Source organism: Bradyrhizobium cosmicum (assembly GCF_007290395.2).
GTDB lineage: Bacteria > Pseudomonadota > Alphaproteobacteria > Rhizobiales > Xanthobacteraceae > Bradyrhizobium > Bradyrhizobium cosmicum.
This window is the reverse complement of the sequence record NZ_CP041656.2, coordinates 5,161,646-5,183,091: the sequence shown is the minus strand read 5'-3', so window position 1 is coordinate 5,183,091 and position 21,446 is coordinate 5,161,646. Positions and strand designations below refer to the sequence as shown.

16 protein-coding genes are annotated in these 21,446 nt (G+C 64.0%); 11 read left to right on the top strand and 5 right to left on the bottom strand.

The features are described 5' to 3' along the window. Positions 1–57: 57 nt before the first annotated feature. The 4 genes from FNV92_RS24975 (at position 58) to FNV92_RS24960 (ending at position 6,548) form a co-directional block, all read left to right on the top strand. Complete coding sequence (locus FNV92_RS24975) at positions 58–1,440, top strand: ethanolamine ammonia-lyase subunit EutB (RefSeq protein ID WP_143844139.1); 1,383 nt, start codon at positions 58–60, stop codon at positions 1,438–1,440. 156 nt (positions 1,441–1,596) lie between these two features. Then, positions 1,597–3,183, top strand: a complete 1,587-nt coding sequence (locus tag FNV92_RS24970; protein WP_143844140.1) for a B12-binding domain-containing radical SAM protein — start codon at positions 1,597–1,599, stop codon at positions 3,181–3,183. A gap of 6 nt (positions 3,184–3,189) precedes the next feature. Beyond that, entirely contained in the window at positions 3,190–3,975 is a 786-nt protein-coding gene (gene eutC, locus FNV92_RS24965; protein WP_143844141.1) for an ethanolamine ammonia-lyase subunit EutC, read from the top strand. A gap of 206 nt (positions 3,976–4,181) precedes the next feature. Next, positions 4,182–6,548, top strand: a complete 2,367-nt coding sequence (locus FNV92_RS24960) for an efflux RND transporter permease subunit (RefSeq protein ID WP_015687469.1) — start codon at positions 4,182–4,184, stop codon at positions 6,546–6,548. Positions 6,549–6,645: 97 nt separating this feature from the next. On the opposite strand, the gene FNV92_RS24955 is transcribed toward FNV92_RS24960, so the two are convergent. Further along, on the bottom strand, positions 6,646–7,143 hold the full coding sequence (locus tag FNV92_RS24955) for a hypothetical protein (protein ID WP_143844142.1): 498 nt from the start codon (positions 7,141–7,143) through the stop codon (positions 6,646–6,648). A gap of 463 nt (positions 7,144–7,606) precedes the next feature. On the opposite strand from FNV92_RS24955, the gene FNV92_RS24950 reads away from it, so the two are divergent. The 6 genes from FNV92_RS24950 to FNV92_RS24925 all read left to right on the top strand — a co-directional run bounded on the left by FNV92_RS24950 (position 7,607) and on the right by FNV92_RS24925 (position 13,819). Next, positions 7,607–7,840: a hypothetical protein gene (locus tag FNV92_RS24950; RefSeq protein WP_015687467.1), complete on the top strand. Its 234-nt coding sequence runs from the start codon at positions 7,607–7,609 to the stop codon at positions 7,838–7,840. Between the two features lie 192 nt (positions 7,841–8,032). Beyond that, positions 8,033–8,917: a squalene synthase HpnC gene (hpnC, locus tag FNV92_RS24945; protein WP_015687466.1), complete on the top strand. Its 885-nt coding sequence runs from the start codon at positions 8,033–8,035 to the stop codon at positions 8,915–8,917. Then, positions 8,907–9,746, top strand: coding sequence for a presqualene diphosphate synthase HpnD (hpnD, locus tag FNV92_RS24940; RefSeq protein WP_015687465.1), 840 nt, complete (start codon positions 8,907–8,909; stop codon positions 9,744–9,746). The genes hpnC and hpnD overlap by 11 nt, the downstream gene beginning before the upstream one ends. Next, a complete protein-coding gene (hpnE, locus tag FNV92_RS24935; protein WP_143844143.1) occupies positions 9,746–11,014 on the top strand; it encodes a hydroxysqualene dehydroxylase HpnE in 1,269 nt (422 codons plus the stop codon). Before hpnD ends, hpnE begins: the two co-directional genes overlap by 1 nt. A gap of 76 nt (positions 11,015–11,090) precedes the next feature. Further along, positions 11,091–13,073 carry a squalene--hopene cyclase gene (gene shc / locus FNV92_RS24930; RefSeq protein ID WP_143844144.1) on the top strand — a complete coding sequence of 661 codons (1,983 nt, stop codon included), beginning with the start codon at positions 11,091–11,093 and terminating at the stop codon, positions 13,071–13,073. Then, positions 13,070–13,819, top strand: coding sequence for a phosphorylase (locus FNV92_RS24925; RefSeq protein ID WP_015687462.1), 750 nt, complete (start codon positions 13,070–13,072; stop codon positions 13,817–13,819). The genes shc and FNV92_RS24925 overlap by 4 nt, the downstream gene beginning before the upstream one ends. 151 nt (positions 13,820–13,970) lie before the next feature. On the opposite strand, the gene FNV92_RS24920 is transcribed toward FNV92_RS24925, so the two are convergent. From FNV92_RS24920 to ispH, 3 genes are all read right to left on the bottom strand, one after another. Beyond that, on the bottom strand, positions 13,971–14,807 hold the full coding sequence (locus FNV92_RS24920; RefSeq protein ID WP_143844146.1) for an outer membrane protein: 837 nt from the start codon (positions 14,805–14,807) through the stop codon (positions 13,971–13,973). Between the two features lie 844 nt (positions 14,808–15,651). Further along, positions 15,652–16,812 carry an adenosyl-hopene transferase HpnH gene (gene hpnH, locus FNV92_RS24915; RefSeq protein WP_143844147.1) on the bottom strand — a complete coding sequence of 387 codons (1,161 nt, stop codon included), beginning with the start codon at positions 16,810–16,812 and terminating at the stop codon, positions 15,652–15,654. Between the two features lie 36 nt (positions 16,813–16,848). Continuing rightward, positions 16,849–17,775 (bottom strand): 4-hydroxy-3-methylbut-2-enyl diphosphate reductase, encoded by a 927-nt coding sequence (gene ispH / locus FNV92_RS24910; RefSeq protein WP_143844148.1) that lies wholly within the window; start codon positions 17,773–17,775, stop codon positions 16,849–16,851. 464 nt (positions 17,776–18,239) lie between these two features. Between ispH and hpnN the strand changes: the two genes are divergently transcribed. Continuing rightward, positions 18,240–20,828: a hopanoid transporter HpnN gene (gene hpnN / locus FNV92_RS24905; RefSeq protein ID WP_143844149.1), complete on the top strand. Its 2,589-nt coding sequence runs from the start codon at positions 18,240–18,242 to the stop codon at positions 20,826–20,828. Here the strand turns inward: hpnN and FNV92_RS24900 are convergent. Beyond that, positions 20,796–21,422, bottom strand: a complete 627-nt coding sequence (locus FNV92_RS24900; protein WP_168213574.1) for a DUF2147 domain-containing protein — start codon at positions 21,420–21,422, stop codon at positions 20,796–20,798. The genes hpnN and FNV92_RS24900 overlap by 33 nt on opposite strands. Positions 21,423–21,446 lie beyond the last annotated feature (24 nt).

The following is a 21,446-nucleotide window of genomic DNA, read 5'->3' as shown; positions in this document are numbered from 1 at the left end:
CCCAACGCGATAGACTGGTACCATGTCGGCGATCGGCCGACGACCCCGGAGAGGCCTTTGGTCTACCGCCACACCATCGACGCGACGACCTATACATTCCCTGATATGCGCGACCTCCTCGCCAAGGCGACGCCGCCGCGCTCCGGTGACCGGCTGGCCGGCATTGCCGCAGGGAGCGCCGAGCAGATGATCGCGGCACGGATGGCGCTTGCCGACGTTCCGCTTGGGCAGTTCCTGCAGGAAGCCGTCATTCCCTACGAAGCCGACGAGGTCACGCGCCTCGTGATCGACAGCCATGACGCAGAAGCCTTCGCGCCCGTGGCTTCGCTCACGGTCGGCGGCTTCCGCGACTGGCTGTTGTCGGATGCCGCCACGCCCGAGATCCTGCGCAAGTTGGCGCCCGGCATCACCCCGGAGATGGCGGCCGCGGTCTCCAAACTGATGCGCAACCAGGATTTGATCCTGGCCGCGCGGAAATGCGAGGTCGTCACCGCCTTCCGCAACACCATCGGCCTGAAGGGGCGGATGAGCACGCGGCTCCAGCCCAATCATCCCTTCGACGATGCCAGGGGCATCACTGCCTCGATCCTCGACGGCCTCCTGTTGGGGGCCGGCGATGCCTGCATCGGCATCAACCCGGCGAGCGACGACCCGACCGTCATCGGTCAATTGCTGCGCCTGCTGGACGAGGTCATCGCGCGGCTGAAGATCCCGACGCAGGCCTGCGTGCTGACCCACGTCACGACGACGCTGTCGCTGATCGGGCAGGGCGTGCCGGTTGACCTGGTCTTCCAGTCGGTCGCCGGTACTGAGGCAGCCAACCGCAGCTTTGGCATCGATCTCGCTCTGCTCAAGGAAGGGCAGGAGGCCGGTTTGTCGCAGAAGCGTGGCACGGTCGGCCAGAACGTGATGTATTTCGAAACCGGGCAGGGCTCGGCGCTGTCGGCGAATGCCCATCACGGCGTCGATCAGCAGACCTGCGAAGCGCGCGCCTATGCGGTCGCCCGCGCCTATGCGCCATTGCTGGTCAACAGCGTGGTCGGCTTCATCGGCCCGGAATATCTCTACGACGGCAAGGAGATCATCCGAGCGGGGCTGGAGGATCATTTTTGCGGCAAGTTGCTCGGCCTGCCGCTTGGGACCGACATCTGCTACACCAACCATGCCGAGGCGGATCAGGACGACATGGACAATCTGCTGACGCTGCTCGCTGCCGCTGGCGTCACCTTCATCATGGGGGTGCCGGGCGCGGACGACGTCATGCTGAACTACCAGTCCACGTCTTTTCACGACGCGCTCTATGTCCGCGACGTCTTCGGACTGCGCCGCGCGCCGGAGTTCGACGACTGGCTGGTGCAGGCCGGGCTGGCGGGCGCGGATTTCCGGCTTGCCGGCGATGCACTGCTGCTGCCCGATTTTGCCTCGCGGCTGATCGCGTGAGCGTGCGGTCGCGCGCCATCCGCGGAAGTCAAGGAAACCATTGGCGCCCTTCGCGAATTAGGATGCTGCCACAATATTGAGAAATTTCGGCGGCAGCGTTACGCTATATGTCCGGCTATTCGGCACCATATATCGAGCGTGGCTGGGGGAACTTTGATGCGAGCTGAAAGCAACGGAACGTCCCGGCGGATTCTCTGTGTGTTTCCGCGGTACACCTCCTCGTTCGGAACGTTCGAGCACTCCTATCCGCTGACCGACGGCGTCAGCGCCTTCATGCCGCCGCAGGGGCTTTTGCTGCTCGCAGCCTACCTGCCCGAGGAGTGGCAGGTTAAATTCGTCGACGAGAATCTCCGCCTCGCGACCAAGGACGAATTCGACTGGGCCGAGGCGGTCTTCGTCAGCGGCATGCACATCCAGCGCCAGCAGATGAACGACATCTGCCGCCGCGCCCATGCGTTCGACCTTCCGGTCGCGCTCGGCGGCCCCTCCGTCAGCGCCTGCCCGGATTATTATCCGTCGTTCGACTATCTCCATGTCGGCGAACTCGGGGACGCCACCAACCAGCTGATCGAGATCCTGTCGCGCGACACCTCGCGCCCCGAACAGCAGGTCGTCCTCACGACCAAAGACCGGGTGCCGATGACGGAGTTTCCGATTCCGGCCTATGAGCTTGCCGACGTGAAGAAATACATGCTCGGCAGCATCCAGTATTCCAGCGGCTGCCCCTATCAGTGCGAGTTCTGCGACATCCCCGGTCTCTACGGCCGCAATCCCCGCCTCAAGTCGCCGGAGCAGATCATCGCCGAGCTCGACCGCCTCCGCGAATGCGGCATGACCGACACGGTTTATTTCGTCGACGACAATTTCATCGGCAACCGCAAGGCGGCGATGGACCTGTTGCCGCATCTGATCGAATGGCAGAAGCGGACCGGCTACGTGGTGCGGCTCGCCTGCGAGGCGACGCTCAATATCGCCAAGCGGCCCGAGATACTCGAGAAGATGCGCGAGGCCTATTTCATCACCATCTTCTGCGGCATCGAGACGCCGGATCCCGACGCGTTGAAGGCGATGCAGAAGGACCACAACATGATGGTCCCGATCCTGGAGGGCGTGCGCACCATCAACTCCTACGGCATGGAGGTGGTGTCCGGCATCATCATGGGTCTCGACACCGACAAGCCGAAGACCTCCGATGCGCTGCTGGCTTTCGTCGAGGAATCCCAGATTCCGTTGCTCACCATCAACCTGCTCCAGGCGCTGCCGAAGACGCCGCTGTGGGACCGGCTGGAGCGGGAAGGGCGTCTGATCGAGGACGACGGCCGCGATTCCAACGTCGATTTCCTGCTGCCCTATGACGACGTCGTCGCGTCGTGGAAGCACTGCATGGGCGCCGCCTACGAGCCCGAAAAGGTCTTTGCGCGCTTCCAGTATCAATGCGACCACACCTATCCCCACCGCCTCAAGATGCCGGTGCCGGACGAGATGAAGACCTGGCGCAACATCAGGCGCGGCCTCGTCATGCTGCGTAACATCTTCTGGAAGGTCGGTGTGCTCGGCGACTACAAGCGGGTGTTCTGGAAGTTCGCGCTGGGACGCATCAAGCGCGGCGATCTCGAAGGGCTGATCGGCTGCACCCTGATCGCGCATCACCTCATCACCTTTGCGCGCGCGGCCTCCAGCGGCAAGCAGAACGCCTCGAACTATTCGATCCGGCTGCGCGAGGCCTCCGTTCCCGCCGAATGATGCGACATGTCTGATCCGGCCGTCCCCCGCCGCCCGACCCTCGATCTGCGGTCACTCACGCCCGCGCGCGTCGCGCTCGGGCGCAGCGGCGCGAGCGTGCCGACGCACGCGCTGCTCGATTTCACACTGGACCATGCCCGCGCCCGCGACGCCGTGCATGCGGCCTTCGATGCATCGCGACTGGTATCCGATCTCCGCGCGCTTGGCCTCGTCGTCGCCGAGGCGAGGAGCCAGGCGGCCGACCGCAGGGACTATCTTCGGCGGCCTGATCTTGGACGACAGCTCGATGCCGATTCGGCGCAGCTTCTGGCGCGAAGTGCCTCGCACCCGTGCCGGCTCGCGATCGTGATCGGCGACGGCCTGTCGGCGGCGGCGGTCCATGCCCATGCGGTCGAGCTGGTGAAGCATCTGCTGCCGCTGCTCGCAGAAGCGGATGGCGTCGCGATCGGCAATGTCGTCGTCGCCTCGGGCGCGCGCGTCGCGCTCGGCGACGAGATCGGCGCCATTCTCGGTGCGCAGATGGTGGTGACGCTGATCGGCGAGCGGCCGGGCCTGTCCGCACCCGACAGTCTCGGCGTCTATCTGACTTTCGCGCCGAGGCCCGGCCGCACCGATGCCGAGCGCAATTGCGTGTCGAACATCCACAAGGCCGGGTTGAGCCATGACGAGGCGGCGTTCAAGATCACCTGGCTCGTGCGCGAGGGGCTGGCGCGGCAAGCAACCGGCGTGGCGCTGAAAGACGAGAGCGCGGACCGGGCGCCGCGTCGAATTGGCACGGCTTTGCCCGAATGACGGGCATTCCGGCAAAAATCGCCGCATCTTGATCGGTTCGGCCACCCTTCGCCTGCTTGCGAGAAGAGTGATTGACCTGCTAAACCCCTCCCGGCGATTTTCCGCGCATTTTCAACGGGCAAGACCCCCATTGGTATGGCATTTTCCAGCCGTTCGCGGGGCGCAACAAGCTCACAGACCGAGCCGATTTAGGAACTGGACAAGGCATGCTCGAAAAGCACAGCGAGAGTGAGGTTCATGTCGAGAAGGTCGAGCAGGGACCCGCGTCCTCGATCGCCTTCGGGCTTGAGCGCATCGGGCTGATCGCCGTCCGGGCGCCGATCGTTTCCTGCATCGTCCTGCTCGTGCTGATCGTCGGCGCCGTGTTCGGCATCCACCGGATCAAGATCGACGATTCGCTGTCGCAGCTGTTCCGCTCCAACACCCGCGAATTCCGCCAGTATGAAGAGGTGACGAAGAAGTTCCCGGCCGAGGAATTCGACGTGCTCGTCGTGGTCGAAGGCAAGACCCTGCTGGCGCGGAATAACCTCGAGAAGCTGCGCGACTTCGTCACCGACCTGCAGCTCGTCGAAGGCACGCGCGGCCTGGTCTCGCTGTTCTCCGCGCGCCAGGCGCCGGCGCCGGGCAAGTTGCCGGCGGCGCTATTCCCGTCCGAGCTGCCCGAGGGCGCGGCCTATGACAAGTTCATCGAGACCGTCAAGAACAACGAGATCATCCGCGGCAAGCTGTTGTCTGAGGACGGCACGCTGGCGCTGATCGTGCTCTCGCTCGATCCGGAGGTGGTCGCCTCCAACAAGCTGACCAAGACCGTCGGCGACATCCGCGCGCTGATGAAGGAAGACCTCGGCGATACCGGGCTCAACGTGCAGCTCTCCGGCGTCCCGGTGATGCAGCTCGAGATCCGCAACGCGGTCGAGCGCGACGGGCTCACCTACAACATCCTCGGCATCCTCGCCGGCTGCGTCATCGCCATCATCTTCTTCCGCAAGATATCCTTCATGGTCGCGGCGGCGTTCCCGCCGATGATCGCGATCCTGCTGGCGCTCGGCGCGCTCGGCTGGGCCAATTTCAATCTCAACATGTTCCTGAACGTGATGACGCCGCTCATCATGGTGATCAGCTTCTCGGACTCGATGCAGCTCACCTTCGCCGCGCGCGACCGGCTGATCGCAGGCCAGGACAAGTTTACCGCGTTCAAGAACGCGGTGCTGGTGGTGGGCCCGGCCTGCGTGCTGACGCACGGCACCGCCGGCATTTCCTTCATCGCGCTCCAGTTCTCCGACTCCGACCTGATCCGCAAGTTCGGCGAGGCGGGGCTTGCCGCCACCATCATCGCGCTGGTCGCGGTGCTTTCGCTGGTGCCGGTGTTCGGCGTGCTGCTGGTGCGCAACGAGAAAGTCTTCGCGACCAAGTTCCAGAGCGCGGATGCCGGCGTGCAGGCGCTGCGTAATTTCTGCTACTGGATCGCGGTGCGCATGGTGGGCCGGCCCGGCCTGTTCAGCCTGATCGCGGTGCTGTTCGTCGCCGGCCTCGGCGTCATCTACGCCAATCTGGAGCCGCGCTACCGGCTCGCCGACCAGGTGCCGGACAAGCGTCAGGCCGTTGCCGCCAGCGACCGGCTCGATGCCAAGCTCACCGGCGCCAACCCGGTGAACGTGCTGATCCAGTTCCCCAAGGGTGAATCGCTCTACTCGCCGGAGACGTTGCAGACGATTGCCGACGTCCATGCGACCGTCGAGAAGACGGCCGGTGTCGGCAACGTCTGGTCGGTCGAAACCTTGCGCCGCTGGCTTGCGGAAAAGGCCGGCAGTGCCGACGTCGCGACGCTGAAGGAATATGTCAGCGTCATTCCGGAGCATCTGGTGCGGCGCTTTATCGATGCCGAGCAGGATGCCGTCGTGGTCGCCGGTCGCGTGCCGGACAAGGATTCCAGCCAGTTGCTGCCGATCGTCGACAAGCTCGATTCCGAGCTCGACGCCGTCCGCAAGAAGCATCCCGGCTACGAAGTCGCGGTCACGGGTCTTGCCGCGATTGCCGCGCGCAACTCGGCCGGCATGATCGAGAAGCTCAACCGCGGGCTCACCGTCGAATTCGCCCTGGTCGCGATCTTCATTGGCCTGGCCTTCCGCTCCTGGGTAGTGATGCTCGCCTGCATCCTGCCCGGCATCTTCCCGGTGGTGATGTCGGGAACGGTGCTGTGGGCGATGGGTGAGGGGCTGCAATTCGCCAGTGTCGTGGCGCTGACCGTTTCGTTCGGTCTGGGCTTGAGCGCTACCATCCACTTCCTCAATCGCCTCAGGCTGGAGAGCAAGCCGGGCGTCGGTTCGGCGCTCGCTGTCGAGCGCGCGACCGTGCTGGTCGGGCCGGCGTTGATCCTGACCACCTTGGTGCTGGCCTGCGGCCTCGTCGTCACGGTGTTCTCCGACCTGCCGTCGCTGCGGCTGTTCGGCTGGCTCAGTGCCTTCTCGATGGTGATGGCCCTCGTCGCCGATCTCTTCATCCTGCGGCCGACGGCGATGTGGCTGATCAACCTGCACGCCAGGTTGCAGGGCCCCGACAAGCCGGCGATCTGACACTTCGAGACCGACGATGCGGTCCGCAATGGAAAAACCCCCGGTTCGCGAGAACCGGGGGTTGGTCTTGATGGGAATATCTGAAGGACGAGGGCGATCAGCCCTTCGTCATCGTGATGTTCACGCCGCGGATCTCGCCCTTGGAGCTGATCTGCACGGTCTGCTTGCTACCGTTGGTGCGGAGCGACAAATTGGCGGCGAAGCCGTTGGCCTCGACGAACACCTCGATCTGGCCGCCGCCGGCGGTGCCCTGCAGATTGCCGAAGATGTTGCGGCTGGACTCGCTCCAGTTGCCGGAGATGCGGTCGCCCTGGCTGGTCACGTCGCTGGTGAGGTTGAACTTGTAGCTGTCGCTGGCACAGTTCAGGGCCTGCTTGAGGTTGAGACCGCTGCCGGCGACCTTGTAGTCGGCCTTGCAGCGGATACGCTCGGTGGAACCGTCGGACAGCGACACCGTGCCGGTGCCGGTCCACGCGCCGTCGAAACCGGCGAACGGCCCGGACGACTGAGCATGGCTTGTCGAGACTGAAAAGAGCAGCGCAGCCCCGATGCCGGCCGCCTTGATCGCCTGTCCAGATCGTCCAAAGAATTGCATTTTGAATATCCCATTTTCGAACGACGTTCGCTGACTGTCGAGAACGTCTCGCCACATCGAAAGTTTAGTGTTCCGAGCCTGTGTCAGGTTCAAAGCCTGACTGCCAGAGATGGCGGTTCACCACGCCCCCTGCAACAGGCTCCGATCCTGCAACGCCCGGTGTTTCGATGTGTTTCCACCAAAAAAGGCCGGTCGAGAGATGCAGCGCTGCAACAGGTCCGCAGCAAAACGCGGCGCTCCAGAATTATGACGTAGTATCAACCTCTTACATCTGCCAATGAAGCTTGGAGGAAGGCCTGGTTTGGTGAGTGCGGCGCCAATTTGGCCGCATTTACCAGCGCTTGTGCCTTCTCCGAATGCCGTGCTTGCCGCGGCGAACTTGCCACCAGAATGATCCGTTCCGGCCGTCCGCCCTGTGCTGCCCGGGATCGGTGTGATTCTGCCGTCAGAACGAAGGAATACAATGCGTAAGCTTCTCGTCGCTCTCACCCTGCTGTCGGCATCCCTTTCCACGGCGGCATTCGCCCAGGCAGGACGCGGCACGGACGCCGAACAGAAGGCCTGCACGCGCGATGTGCAGAAGTTCTGCCGTCCGGTCATCGACCAGGGCGATTTCACCATCCTGGCCTGCCTCAAGGAAAACCGGCCCAAGATCTCGCAGGCCTGCGACCAGGTCCTGAAGAGCCACAACCAGTAAGCTCGGCCGCTGGCCTACAAAAGGCGGACCCCGGGCCGCCTTTTCGGGTCCGATCGGCGCGGGCCGCCATCGACAGACAGGATTGGTTTTGCGGCCGTATTCCCCTATATGGGGGCCGCGGCGGCATCGCCGGCATGAGCCCGCGCGAGCGAAAAAGCCCTTCCTGTCCAAACGATTGTTGACCAGCCCTCGATGACCTCTGCGAGCGAATTGCGATCCGGCAAGGGTGACCGTGACGAGAATTTTCCCGTCGCGTCCTGGATCATTCATCCGCGTCATCGTGCGCTGATCCTGGCGTACTATAATTTCGTCCGCACCGCCGACGACATCGCCGATCACGCCACGCTGCCGCCCGACCAGAAGCTCGCCTATCTCGACCTGCTCGAGGCGGAGCTGCTCGGCAACGGCGACACCCAGGCTGAAGCTGTCATTCTGCGGCGCGCATTGGCCGAGCGCGGTATGGCGCCGCGCCATGCGCTCGACGTGCTGATCGCGTTCCGCATGGACGTGACCAAGCTGCGCTACGAGAACTGGGACGAGGTCATCCACTATTGCCGCTATTCGGCAATGCCGGTCGGCCGCTTCATGCTCGACGTCCATGGCGAGAGCACCTCGACCTGGGCCGCGTCGGACGCACTCTGCGCAGGCCTCCAGATCAACAACCATCTACAGGATTGCGGCAAGGATTTCCGCGAGCTCAACCGCGTCTACCTGCCGCGCGATGCGCTGGCCGCAAGCGGCGCCTCGGTCGAGCAGCTTGGCCTGACGCAGTCGCCGCCGGCGATGCTGGCCTGTCTTCAGGCGCTCGCGTTACGCAACGAAGCGCTGCTCGACGAGGGCAGGTCGCTGGCTGCGGAGATCCGGGATGTCCGCCTCGGCATCGACGTCGCGGTGATCCAGGCCTATGCCGACCGTATCGTGCGCCTGTTGAAGGTGCGTGATCCCCTGCGTGAGCGCGTGCATCTGAACAAGTTCGAGCTTCTCACCTTCAGCCTCGCCGGCATGATCGGCGAAGTCGGCCGCCGCGTGATCGGACGCAAGGCCATTTCCAGACCGGGGACTGCACATGACGCTTGAGGCGACCTCGCCCAGCGCCAATTACGGCTCGACCGCATCGAACAGCTCTTTCTACGCTGCGATGCGCATCCTGCCACATGACCAGCGCGAAGCGATGTTCCAGATCTACAGCTTCTGCCGGCAGGTCGATGACATCGCCGATTCCGACGGGCCGCGCGATGAGCGGCTCGCCGCGCTTCAGGAGTGGCGGAACGACATCGATGCGCTCTATCAGGGCCATCCGCCGCCGCGCCTTGCCGACTACGTCGGCTCGGTGAAGACGTTCGGGCTGAAGCGGGAGGATTTCCTCGCCATCGTCGATGGCATGGAGATGGACGTGCCGCAAGACATCCGCGCGCCCGACATGGCGACGCTCGATCTTTACTGCGATCGCGTCGCCAGCGCTGTGGGACGATTGTCGGTGCGGGTGTTTGGCCTGCCTGAAGAGGACGGCATCCTGCTCGCCCATCATCTTGGCCGCGCGCTCCAGCTCACCAATATCCTGCGCGACATCGACGAGGACGCCGGCCTCGGCCGGCTCTATCTGCCGCGTGAGGCGCTGCTGCATGCCGGCATCACCTCCAACGATCCGAACCGCGTGATCATGGAGCGCGCGCTGGCGAAGGTCTGCCTGCCGCTGGCACAGCGCGCGAAGACGCATTTCGAGCAGTCGGACGAGATCATGAACCGCAACAAGCGCCGCGCGGTGCGCGCGCCGCGGATCATGTCGAAATACTATCACGCCATTCTGGATCTGCTGATCGCGCGCGGCTTCAACGCGCCGCGCGAGCCGGTGCGTGTGTCGAAGATCACACGCATACTGATCCTGCTTCGTTACGCTTTCATCTGATGCAACACACAGCTCACATCATCGGTGCCGGAATTTCCGGCCTCTCCGCCGCCGTGCGGCTCGCCAATGCCGGCTTCAAGGTCGCTGTGCACGAGGCGACGCAGCAGGCCGGCGGCCGCTGCCGCTCCTATTTCGACGGCGCCACCGGTCTCACCATCGACAACGGCAATCATCTGCTGCTATCGGGCAACAGCCACGCGCGCGCCTATGCCCGTTCGATTGGCACCGAGGCCGGCCTCGTTGGTCCCGAAAGCGCGCAGTTTCCCTTTGTCGACCTCACGACCGGGCAGCGCTGGCAGATCGATCTCGGCAAGGGCCGGCTGCCGACCTGGGTGCTCGACGAGAGCCGCCGCGTTCCCGACACCGGGCTCACCGATTATCTCAAGCTGGCGCCGCTGATCTGGGCGTCGGAGCAGACACTGGTCGGCAAGTCGATTCCGACCGAAGGCGTGCTTTATCAGCGCTTGGTGCAGCCGCTGCTGCTGGCGGCGCTCAACGTCGATCCGCCCGAGGGTTCGGCGGGGCTTGCCGGCGCGATCGTGCGCGAGACGTTGCTTGCCGGCGGGCAGGCGTGCCGCCCGCTGATCGCCCGCGAGGGGCTCAGCACCGTGCTGATCGAGCCTGCGGTGAAATTCTTAGGCGAGCGGGGCCACAGCGTTCAGCTCGGCCATGAGCTGCGCTCGTTTGCGACCACCGACGGCAAGGTCGGCGCGCTGAACTTTGGCGGCGAGGATGTGATCCAGGTCGGTGAGGGCGATGTCGTCGTGATGGCGGTGCCGCCGCGCGCCGCCTCCAGCCTGCTGCCGGGCCTGAAGACGCCGACCGAATTCCGCGCCATCGTGAATGCGCATTTCCGCTTTGAGCCGCCGCAGGGTTCGCCGCCGATCCTCGGCGTGATCGGCAGCATCGTGGAATGGCTGTTCGCCTTCCCCAACCGCCTCTCCGTCACCATCAGCAACGGCGATCGGCTGGTCGATATGCCGCGCGAGGAACTCGCGCAGGCGATCTGGAACGACGTCTGCAAGGCGGGCGGAGTGTCCGGCGACGTGCCGCCGCCGTTGCCCCCTTGGCAGATCGTGCGCGAGCGCCGGGCCACTTTCGCCGCCACGCCGGCCCAGAATGCCCTGCGTCCGGGGCCGGTCACCGCGCTGAAAAACCTGTTCCTCGCCGGCGACTGGACTGCTACGGGATTGCCTGCAACCATCGAGGGATCGGTCCGGTCCGGTGATCGCGCCGCCGATCTGGTTTTGGCCGCCAAAGGATCCTGAGAGGGATAGTGACGAGCGGCCCTGACGGGCAAATGTCCCGGTCAATTTCAATCGACTATCGGAGCAATCGAGCGAGATGGATTCCGTGAACGCGACCAGCCGCGAAGCACAAGAATCGAGGATCTTGGAATCGAAGGTCCTGGAATCGAGCATTGCGTCGGCGACGCAAGGCGTCATCGGCTTCCAGCAGCCGGACGGCCATTGGGTGTTCGAGCTCGAGGCCGACTGCACGATTCCGGCCGAGTACATCCTGCTGCGCCATTACCTCGCCGAGCCCGTCGACACCGTGCTCGAAGCCAAGATCGGCAACTATCTTCGCCGCGTCCAGGGCGCCCATGGCGGCTGGCCGCTGGTGCATGACGGCGAGTTCGACATGAGCGCCAGCGTGAAGGCCTATTTCGCGCTGAAGATGATCGGCGATTCCGTCGACGCGCCGCACATGGTGCGCGCGCGCGAGGCGATGCACGCCCGCGGCGGCGCCATCAACAGCAACGTCTTCACGCGCTTCATGCTGGCGATGTTCGGCGTCACGACCTGGCGCGCGGTGCCGGTGCTGCCGATCGAGATCGTGCTGCTGCCGTTCTGGTCGCCGTTCCACCTCAACAAGATCTCCTACTGGGCGCGCACCACGATGGTGCCGCTGATGGTTCTCGCCGCGCTCAAGCCGCGTGCGAAGAATCCGAAGGGCGTCGGCATCGACGAATTGTTCCTGCAGGATCCGCGCTCGATCGGCATGACGGCGAAGGCGCCGCACCAGAGCATGGCCTGGTTCGTGCTGTTCCGCGCGCTCGACGGGATTTTGCGCGTGGTCGAGCCGATGTTTCCGAAGAGCCTGCGCAAGCGCGCGATCGATGCGGCGCTCGCCTTCACCGAGGAGCGCCTGAACGGCGAGGACGGCATGGGCGCGATCTATCCGCCCATGGCCAACATCGTCATGATGTATGACGCGCTCGGCAAGGACGAGAACTACCCGCCGCGCGCGATCACGCGCCGGGGCATCGACAAGCTGCTGGTGATTGGCGACGACGAGGCTTACTGCCAGCCCTGCGTCTCGCCGGTGTGGGACACGACCCTGACCGCCCACGCATTGCTGGAAGCCGGGGGTGACAAGGCGGTGCCTGCGGCGAGGCAAGGCCTCGACTGGCTGATCCCGAAGCAGGAGCTCGAGGTCAAGGGCGACTGGGCCGTGAAGCGGCCCGACGTGCGCCCGGGCGGCTGGGCCTTCCAGTACAACAACGCCCATTATCCCGATCTCGACGACACCGCTGTCGTGGTGATGTCGATGGACCGCATGCGCCGGGAGCACGGCGTCGCCGGTTATGACGCCGCGATCGACCGCGGCCGGGAGTGGATCGAGGGCATGCAGAGCGACGACGGCGGCTGGGCCGCCTTCGACGTCAACAACCTCGAATATTATCTGAACAACATCCCGTTCTCCGACCACGGCGCGCTGCTCGATCCGCCGACCGAGGACGTCACCGCCCGCTGCATCTCGATGCTGGCCCAGCTCGGCGAGACCGAGAAGACCAGCAAGCACGTGGCCGCCGGGGTCGCCTATCTCAGGAAGACCCAGCACCCCGAGGGGTCCTGGTACGGCCGCTGGGGCATGAACTTCATCTACGGAACCTGGTCGGTGCTCTGCGCCCTCAACATGGCCGGCATCCGCCACGACGACCCCATGATGCGCAAGGCCGCCGCTTGGCTGGCCTCGATCCAGAACAAGGACGGCGGTTGGGGCGAGGATGCCGTCAGCTACCGGCTGGACTACAAGGGCTGGGAGGCCGCTCCCTCGACCGCCTCGCAAACGGCATGGGCCTTGCTTGCCCTGATGGCCGCTGGCGAGGTTGATCACCCGGCCGTCGCCCGCGGGGTGGAGTACCTGATTGCAACACAGAACAAAAAAGGACTGTGGGACGAGCAGCGGTACACCGCCACAGGCTTTCCTCGTGTATTCTACCTTCGATATCATGGTTACCCAAAGTTCTTCCCGCTGTGGGCGTTGGCGCGGTATCGGAACTTGCGGAACACCAACAGCAGGGTGGTAGGGGTCGGAATGTGACTTTGGGGACGGGGGACTATCTTACCGCGGGCAATGCCATTGATCCGCGGCCCATCTTGATTGTGACCGGACTGGTTCAGGAGGCCCGCATCGCGGCCGGGCCCGGAATGGCGGTCATTTGCTCGTCGAGCAGCCCGACCCAGTTGCGGGCGCTCCTGACGGTGCTCGATCCCAATACGATTCGCGGCGTGATCTCGTTTGGCGTGGCCGGCGGGCTCGACCCGACGCTGCGCTCCGGCGACGTCGTGCTGGCGACCGAAGTGCTCTCCGGCGATACCCGCTGGGCCGCCGGCCTGTCGCTCGGCAACGACCTGATCGACCGCCTGACGTCGGGCCGCCGCCGCGTGGTGCGCGGCAGCCTCGCCGGCGCCGAGGAAGTGGTCACCGGGCGCTCCGGCAAGGCGGCGCTGCATTCGGAGACAGGGGCCTCCGCCGTCGACATGGAAAGCCACATCGCGGCCGCCTACGCCGCCGAGGCCGGCTTGCCGTTCGCCGCGGTCCGCGTCATCAGCGATCCCGCCCACCGCGCGCTGCCGGCGCTCGCCCGCGCCGCCATCAAGCCGAACGGCCAGATCGACCTCGCCGCCGTCCTGCGCGGCATCGTCCGCAATCCGGCCACGCTGCATGCGCTGGTCTCGACCGGCATCGACTTCAACCGCGCGCTGCGCTCCTTGCGCGGCTGCCGCGATTTTCTGATCGGCACCGAGCTGATCGAGAGCGAGCCGATGGTGTCGAAGGCGGCCTGAGCGGGTTCGCCGATCTGACGAATGAAAGGGCCCGGTCGCCAATGGCGATCGGGCCTTTTTCGTCCGTGCTGCTGTTCTCGCTTACAGCCGCCAGTGCTGCCAACAAAAAGCCCGGCGCTGAGGCCGGGCTTTCAATTCATCAATGAAGACGTCAGAAGTGATAGTTGGCGCCGACGCGCACGACATGAAAGTCGAGATCACTGAAGTGCGTGCCGATGGTCGAAGCCGTCGTACCAGGAGTCGCAGGCGCCGTTGATGTGATGTTGCTGCTTCCGAGATTGACGTAGAGATACTCGGCCTTCAAGGAAACGTTTCGCCAGGTGGCGTACTCAAATCCGCCGCCCACCGCGTAGCCGGTCAGGATTTTGGTCGTTGGTCCCGTGTAGCAGGCTGCCGCAGCCGCGCAGACAGCGCTCACGCCACCACCTCCCGCCACGGCGGTGAAACCGATCGTGTTGCTGAGAATGGAATCTTCGCGGACCGATCCGTAGGCGAAGCCGCCGGTGCCGTAGACGAGCAGCTTGCTGGTCGCGAGCAATCCGGCGCGCGCGCGAAGCGTTCCGAACCATTCGACATTCTGTTGCGCTTCGATCTGACCCGGTCGCCCGATAACCGCGTAGGGAGACGCCGCAGATCCCTTGATGTCGCTGCCCTGAAAATCCGCCTCAAAGCCGATCAACCAGTTCGGCGATACCTGCCAATTGTAACCAGCCTGCGCGCCGCCGAGAACACCCTTGACGTCGTAGGCGACCGGCGATGCGGCCGTACCGACGTTTCCAATGATCGAATTGGAGACGACGTCATTCGCCGTAAAGGTCGCAACCGGATCATTGAACCCATAGCCAACGTTGAGGCCGGCATAGAAGCCGGTCCAACTTGCGACGGCGGCCATCGCTGGCGCTTTCGTATAGTTGGAAGCAGCCATGTCGGCAGCCGACGCGGAGGTGGCCGCCAGCGCTGCGAGCGCGGCGAAAGCAATTCTTTTCAATTTCGTATCCTGAGGTTAGCTGGCGCCGTGGTCGCCGCGACTAGACCACGGCAGACGCAAAAATGCTGTCACTGCTGAGCCACATGTGCGCAGTCCTCGCAGCCTGTGGTTGGTCGCTGGCGTCAGGTTCACCCATCGAGTGGGACTACGGCGACGTATTGCGATATGACCAACTAGTGACACCCATTGGCCGGCCTCCGCGACCGCGGGGTGGTGGAGCTAAAGCGAGTTCGCAATCAACGAATCGCTTTTGACCGCGAGGAGGCGACGATGGCGCATGGTGATTGATCTGCATTCCAACAACTGCGTCGTGGTGATTATTCGTGGGTTCAATACGGCACGGGAGCGGCTCTGAGCGACGTGTCATCAGCGCAATGACGGCGTGGGCGGTCTCCTCAAGGTCAGCACCTACAAGGTCATTCAGCCTCGGCAACTGACCCGGGCTGCGCCAAGCAGGCACGATGGCATAGTGCCACTGTTTTGCCCGACGCGTCAAACGGATTTCGTAAAACTCGAATTCGCGCGGGCTCTGAATCGCGTTGGCTGGCGGCGCGTCTGGCTGCGAAAATGACCCGTGCTGCGATGCTCGCCGGTTTGCGGCTGATTTACTCGCTGCGGCAATAGCTTGACGGAGCTGGTCCTATGTCGGCCAGCGATCGTGGTTCTACTGTGCATGGGGTTGTTTTTCATTTTTTGCAGAAGGGCTCCCGGCCAGTCAATCAGAGGGCAGGGGCTTGGCCTCCGCGATCACTCCGGCCGGCCCGCCGAATACGCTTGCGCCGAAAAAGAAAAGGCCCGGTCGCCATCGCGACCGGGCCTTGTTCGCTCGAACTTGCTGTCGCGCTTACGCCGCCGTCGAAGCCTTCCGCGCGGCCTTCTCCTGTGCAGCCGCGGCTTCGTCCTTGCGGATCTCCGACAGGCGCTTCTGCACTTCGGCCGAGAAGATGTACTGCGCCGGACGCTGCTTGCTCATGTCGATCTCCGGCGCCATCGGACCCGTGGTCCGGATGCCGCGCAGCGACACCCACATCGCCTTGATCGGGTTGTTGAGCGCCGCGGTCGCGGCGGTCGGCTCGTAGCCGCAATGGGCCATACAGTCGGCGCACTTCTCGTACTTGCCGGTGCCGTAGGTTTCCCAGTCGGTGGTGTCCATCAGCTCCTTGAAAGTCTTGGCGTAGCCTTCACCGAGCAGGTAGCAGGGCTTCTGCCAGCCGAAGATGTTGCGCGCGGGCATGCCCCACGGGGTGCACTCGTATTCCTGGTTGCCGGCGAGGAAGTCGAGGAACAGGCCGGAATGCATGAAGTTCCACTTCTTGCCCTTGCCCATCGCGAAGACGTCGCGGAACAGCTTCTTGGTCTTGGTGCGGTTGAGGAAGTGCTCCTGGTCCGGCGCGCGCTCATAGGCGTAGCCCGGCGACATCGAGACGCCGACACCGAGCTCGACGGTGAGGTCGAGGAATTTCGCGATCTCCTCGGCCGGGTGGCCGTCGAAGATGGTGGCGTTGACGTTGACGGTGAAGCCGCGCGCCTTGGCTGCCTTGATCGCGGAGACGGCGCGGTCGAACACGCCCTTCTGCGACACGGCCTTGTCGTGATGGTCCTTGAGGCCGTCCAGATGCACGGAGAAGAACAGGTAGGGCGAGGGCTCGAACAGGTCGAGCTTCTTCTCCAGCAGCAGCGCGTTGGTGCAGAGCGAGACGAACTTCTTGCGCGCCACGAGGCCGCGCACGATTTCGCCGATCTCCTTGTGGATCAGCGGCTCGCCGCCGGGAATGGCGACCATCGGCGCGCCGCACTCGTCGGCCGCGTCCCAGCACTCCTGCGCCGTCATGCGGCGGTTGAGGATCGCATCCGGGTAATCGATCTTGCCGCAGCCGACGCAGGCGAGGTTGCAGCGAAACAGCGGCTCCAGCATCAGCACGAGCGGATAGCGTTTGCGGCCGAGCATTTTCTGCTTGAGCAGATAGGCGCCGATACGCATTTCCTTGAAGAAGGGGATAGCCATTACAAAGTTTCTTTCTGGGCTTGGAATTCGGGTGGGTCAGCTCGCAGCCAATTGAGCCGGAAGCCGGAATTCGATGTTTTCCTCGCGACCCGGCAAAACCTGGACCTTGACCGGTCCGATCCGCCGCATCGCTTCGATCACGTCATCCACGAGCACCTCGGGCGCCGAAGCGCCGGCCGTGACGCCGACGGTCCTGGCATCTTTCAACCATTCCGGATTGAGCTTGCTGCCGTCGGCAATCAAATAACTCGCGACGCCGGCCTCAGTGCCGATTTCGCGGAGCCGGTTCGAGTTCGAACTGTTGGCAGCGCCCACCACCAGGATCACGTCGACCAGCTTGCTCAAGTCCCTTACCGCAGATTGGCGGTTCTGTGTCGCATAGCAGATATCCCGGATATCGGGGCCTTGAATATCTGTAAAGCGGGCCTGGAGGGCCGCAATAATGTCCTTGGTGTCGTCCACCGACAGGGTGGTCTGGGTGATGTAGGCCACTGGCGTATCTGCCGGCAGGGTCAGGGCGTTAACCTCTTCAACGCTCTGAACCAGAAGCACGGGGGCGGGAACCTGGCCCATGGTGCCCTCGACCTCGGGGTGGCCGGCATGCCCGATCAGGATCAGGGTGCGGCCCCGGGCGATGTAGCGCTTCCCCTGATTGTGAACTTTCGTGACCAGGGGGCAGGTGGCATTGAGCACCGGAAGGTCCCGCGCGGCGGCCTCTTCCTCGACGCTGCGGGCGACGCCATGGGCGCTGAAAACGGTCACAGCCTTCGGCGGAACCTCGGACAGCTCCTCGACGAAGATTGCGCCTTTGTTCTTCAGGCTCTCGACCACGTACTTGTTGTGCACGATCTCATGGCGCACGTAGACGGGCGGGCCGTACTTCTCCAGCGCCCGTTCCACGATCTCGATCGCACGCACCACGCCTGCGCAAAAGCCGCGCGGCTGCGCTAGATAAACTTCCATAGGACGCCCATCACGCAAGTTGCACCAATCCGCTTCTCAGGTCCCCGGCGGCAACCGGATACTGCCCAAAGAGCTGCAATAACCGCACCATTGGTTTCGCACACACGGTAACCGCCCACCCCAACTGGGCCCCAGCGCATGGAGGCACAGCAATTTGTGTCAAAAAATCGGCAGAAAGGAAAGGTGGGATGAAACCCGGGTTCCGTTTCGGCTCAATTTTGTGGTGTTATAGTACAGACCCTGCTGTGGGCAAAATGGCGACATTTGTGCTCATCCCTTCGCCACTTTGCCGCCTCAACTTCCCGGCTATACCGACCGCCCGCAATGATTTTTTCATGGCTCGCCGCCGTTTACCTCGAACCTTGTTCCGGCGACTGCCACTCAAAACATCAATAGGTTTCGCCCGGGAACTCCGATAAACAGCGGGCGTTTCCGGCAAGCTGTTAACAGCAGAAAGAAAAGAAGTGCTGCAAAGCGTCGTCGTTGCCATCGTCAGGGCCTGCACCCGGTTTGCCTCCCTCGTCGTCGTTCTCGGTCTCCTGCTGTCGGTGGGGGCCGGCTATTACACATCGCAGCACTTCGCCATCAACACCGACATCAATTCGCTGATTGCCCAAAATCTGGACTGGCGCCAGCGCGACCAGCAATTCGACCGCGCCTTCGACCGCGACGCGACGATTCTCGCGGTCGTCGAGGCAAGGACGCCCGAAATGGCGACCGCGGCGTCGGACGCGCTGTTCGCGAAGCTGAAGGACAACAAGACCGACTTCCAGTCGATGCAACAGCTCGGCACCGGCGAGTTCTTCGAGAAGAACGGTCTGCTTTTCCTGCCGACTGACGAGGTCGCCAAGACCACGAGCCAGTTCGAGTCCGCGGCGCCACTGATCGAGATCATGGCGGGCGACCCCTCGATCCGCGGCCTGACCGGCGCGCTGGAAACGGGACTTGCCGGCGTCAAGCGCGGCCAGGTCAAGCTCGACAACACCGCGCGGCCCTTCAACCAGATCGCCCAGACGGTGGAGACGGTGCTCAACAAGGGCAATGCGAGCTTCTCCTGGCGCGAGCTCGTCAGCGACGAGCCGCTGTCGGATTCCGACAAGCGCGCATTCATCGAGTTCAAGCCGATCCTCGACTACAACGCGCTGGAGCCCGGCAAGGGCGCCACCGATGCGATTCGCAAGGCTGCGGCCGATTTGGATTTCGCGACCAAATACCAGGCGCGGGTGCGGCTGACGGGCCCGGTCCCGATTGCCAACGAGGAGTACGCTACCGTCCAGGAAGGCGCCGTCGTCAACGGTGTCGGCACTGTTCTCGTCGTGCTGCTGATCCTGTGGATGGCGCTGCATTCGTCGAAGATCATCTTCGCGGTATTCGTCAATCTCTTCGTCGGCCTTGCGCTGACGACCGCTGCCGGCCTGATGATGGTCGGCTCGTTCAACTTGCTGTCGATCGCGTTCGCCGTGCTGTTCGTGGGACTGGGCGTCGATTTCGGTATCCAGTACAGCGTCCGCTACCGCTCGGAGCGCTACAAGCACGACGATCTCTCCGGCGCGCTGGTGCTTGCAGCCAAGCGCTCCGCGGTGCCGCTGTCGCTGGCAGCGATGGCGACCGCGGCCGGCTTCCTCTGTTTCCTGCCGACCGATTACAAGGGCATCTCGGAGCTCGGCCAGATCGCCGGCGTCGGCATGCTGGTGGCGTTCCTCTCCAGCATCACGGTACTGCCCGCGATGCTGAAGCTGTTGAACCCGCCCGGTGAGCAGGAGCCGGTCGGCTACGCCTTCCTGGCGCCGCTCGATCACTTCCTTGAGACCCACCGCGTTCTGGTTGTCGGTGGCACGCTGCTACTGGCGGTCGCCGGCCTGCCGCTGCTCTACTTCCTGAAGTTCGACTTCAACCCGATGAACCTGCGCAACCCGAAGGCGGAATCGATCGCGACCTTCCTCGACCTGCGCAAGGATCCGAACACCGGCGCCAATGCCATCAACGTGATGACCACGTCGGAAGAGCAGGCGAGACAAGTCGAGGCGAAGCTGGAGAAGGTGCCGGAGGTGCTGCGGGTGATGTCGCTCGACAGCTTCGTGCCTGAGGACCAGCAGCCGAAGCTGAAGCTGATCGCGCAGGGCGCCAAGGTGCTGAACCCCGCGCTCAATCCTGACCAGGTGGACGCCGCGCCCACGGACAAGGAAAACGTCGATTCGCTGAAGTCCTCGGTCGACAATCTGCGCAGGACCGCGGGTGACGACAAGGGCCCCGGCGCGGTCGCCTCGCGCCGGCTGGCGGATGCGCTTCAGAAGCTCGCCGATGGCGACGAGGCCACGCGCAACAAGGCGCAGGACGTGTTCGTCACGCCGCTGAAGATCGTGTTCGACCAGCTCAGGAACGCGATGCAGGCCGGGCCGGTCACTCTGAACTCACTGCCCCCCGAACTCGTCAGCGCCTGGAAGAGCAAGGACGGCATCATTCGCGTCGAGGCGCAGCCGAAGGGCGATCCCAACGACAACGACACGCTGCGCAAATTTGCGGCGGCCGTGCTCATTGCCGAGCCGACCGCGATCGGCGGACCGGTCTCGATCCTTAAATCCGGCGACACCGTGGTGAAGGCATTCATCCACGCCGGCATCTACGCGCTGCTGGTGATTGGCCTTCTGCTGTGGGTCACGCTGCGGCGTTTCGTCGACGTGCTGATGACGCTGGTGCCGCTGCTGGTTGCGGGCGCGGTGACGCTCGAGATTTGCGTGTTGATCGGCCTGCCGCTCAACTTCGCCAATATCGTCGCGTTCCCGCTGCTGCTCGGCGTCGGCGTCGCCTTCAAGATCTACTATGTCGTGGCGTGGCGCTCGGGCAGAACAAATCTGCTTCAGACCAGCCTGACGCGTGCGATCTTTTTCAGTGCGTTGACCACGGCGACGGCGTTCGGCAGCCTGTGGCTGTCGAGCCATCCCGGCACGTCCAGCATGGGCAAGCTGCTCGCGCTCTCGCTGGTGACGACGCTTGCCGCGGTGTTGCTGTTTCAGCCGGCCCTAATGGGCAAACCCCGCAATCTCAGGGAGTAGGCAGATGTCGCCGACCGGGTCGGCGGCGCCCTTCTGACCGGGCTTGGCCGCAGTGGCGGCCTTCGGGGCCGCGGGGGCAGGCGCCGCTGCGGCAACCGTCGTGCCTGCAGCTTTAGGAGGTGTACCGGGCTTGGGCGCGCCCTTGGCCATCGCGTTCGAGGGGCTCAAGGGAATCGGAGGACCGACCCGGGTCCAGGTCTCGCCGCCGCAGAGAAAGCCCATCACGCAGCCCTTGATTTCGAGCTGGTCGGCCCCGGCCGGCGTGATGGTCGCGCTGTAGAGCTGGCCATCTTTCGCATTGTAGACCTGCCCCTCCCACTGATCGATGCCGGGCTTCTTCTTCATGTCGATCAGGGTCGCCATGCCGAGCGTCGGCCTGTTCTTTTTTGATGCATCCGGATTGTATTCGTCGCGTCCACCGGGCTGCTTTTCCCAGGAAACCGCGCCCCACATGCTGCCATTGCATTGGGCAACGCGAATGTTGGCGACGCCGTCGGCGACCCGCCAGTCGCCGGTGGGATCGGCGGCAAGCGCAGGTGTCAGGCAGGTGTAACCGCCTGCCAGTAATATTCCGGTGTAAAGGGCCAAACGCATGATAGTTCCTCGGCAGTGCAACAT

What these genes read in the sequence shown, in the direction of transcription:
- hpnH (WP_143844147.1), bottom strand. Translation starts at nt 16,812, where the DNA reads ATGGCTATCCCCTTCTTCAAGGAAATGCGTATCGGCGCCTATCTGCTC.
- ispH (WP_143844148.1), bottom strand. Translation starts at nt 17,775, where the DNA reads ATGGAAGTTTATCTAGCGCAGCCGCGCGGCTTTTGCGCAGGCGTGGTG.
- FNV92_RS24970 (WP_143844140.1), top strand. Translation starts at nt 1,597, where the DNA reads ATGCGAGCTGAAAGCAACGGAACGTCCCGGCGGATTCTCTGTGTGTTT.
- hpnD (WP_015687465.1), top strand. Translation starts at nt 8,907, where the DNA reads ATGACGCTTGAGGCGACCTCGCCCAGCGCCAATTACGGCTCGACCGCA.
- FNV92_RS24950 (WP_015687467.1), top strand. Translation starts at nt 7,607, where the DNA reads ATGCGTAAGCTTCTCGTCGCTCTCACCCTGCTGTCGGCATCCCTTTCC.
- hpnC (WP_015687466.1), top strand. Translation starts at nt 8,033, where the DNA reads ATGACCTCTGCGAGCGAATTGCGATCCGGCAAGGGTGACCGTGACGAG.
- hpnE (WP_143844143.1), top strand. Translation starts at nt 9,746, where the DNA reads ATGCAACACACAGCTCACATCATCGGTGCCGGAATTTCCGGCCTCTCC.
- FNV92_RS24900 (WP_168213574.1), bottom strand. Translation starts at nt 21,422, where the DNA reads ATGCGTTTGGCCCTTTACACCGGAATATTACTGGCAGGCGGTTACACC.
- shc (WP_143844144.1), top strand. Translation starts at nt 11,091, where the DNA reads ATGGATTCCGTGAACGCGACCAGCCGCGAAGCACAAGAATCGAGGATC.
- FNV92_RS24955 (WP_143844142.1), bottom strand. Translation starts at nt 7,143, where the DNA reads ATGCAATTCTTTGGACGATCTGGACAGGCGATCAAGGCGGCCGGCATC.
- FNV92_RS24960 (WP_015687469.1), top strand. Translation starts at nt 4,182, where the DNA reads ATGCTCGAAAAGCACAGCGAGAGTGAGGTTCATGTCGAGAAGGTCGAG.
- eutC (WP_143844141.1), top strand. Translation starts at nt 3,190, where the DNA reads ATGTCTGATCCGGCCGTCCCCCGCCGCCCGACCCTCGATCTGCGGTCA.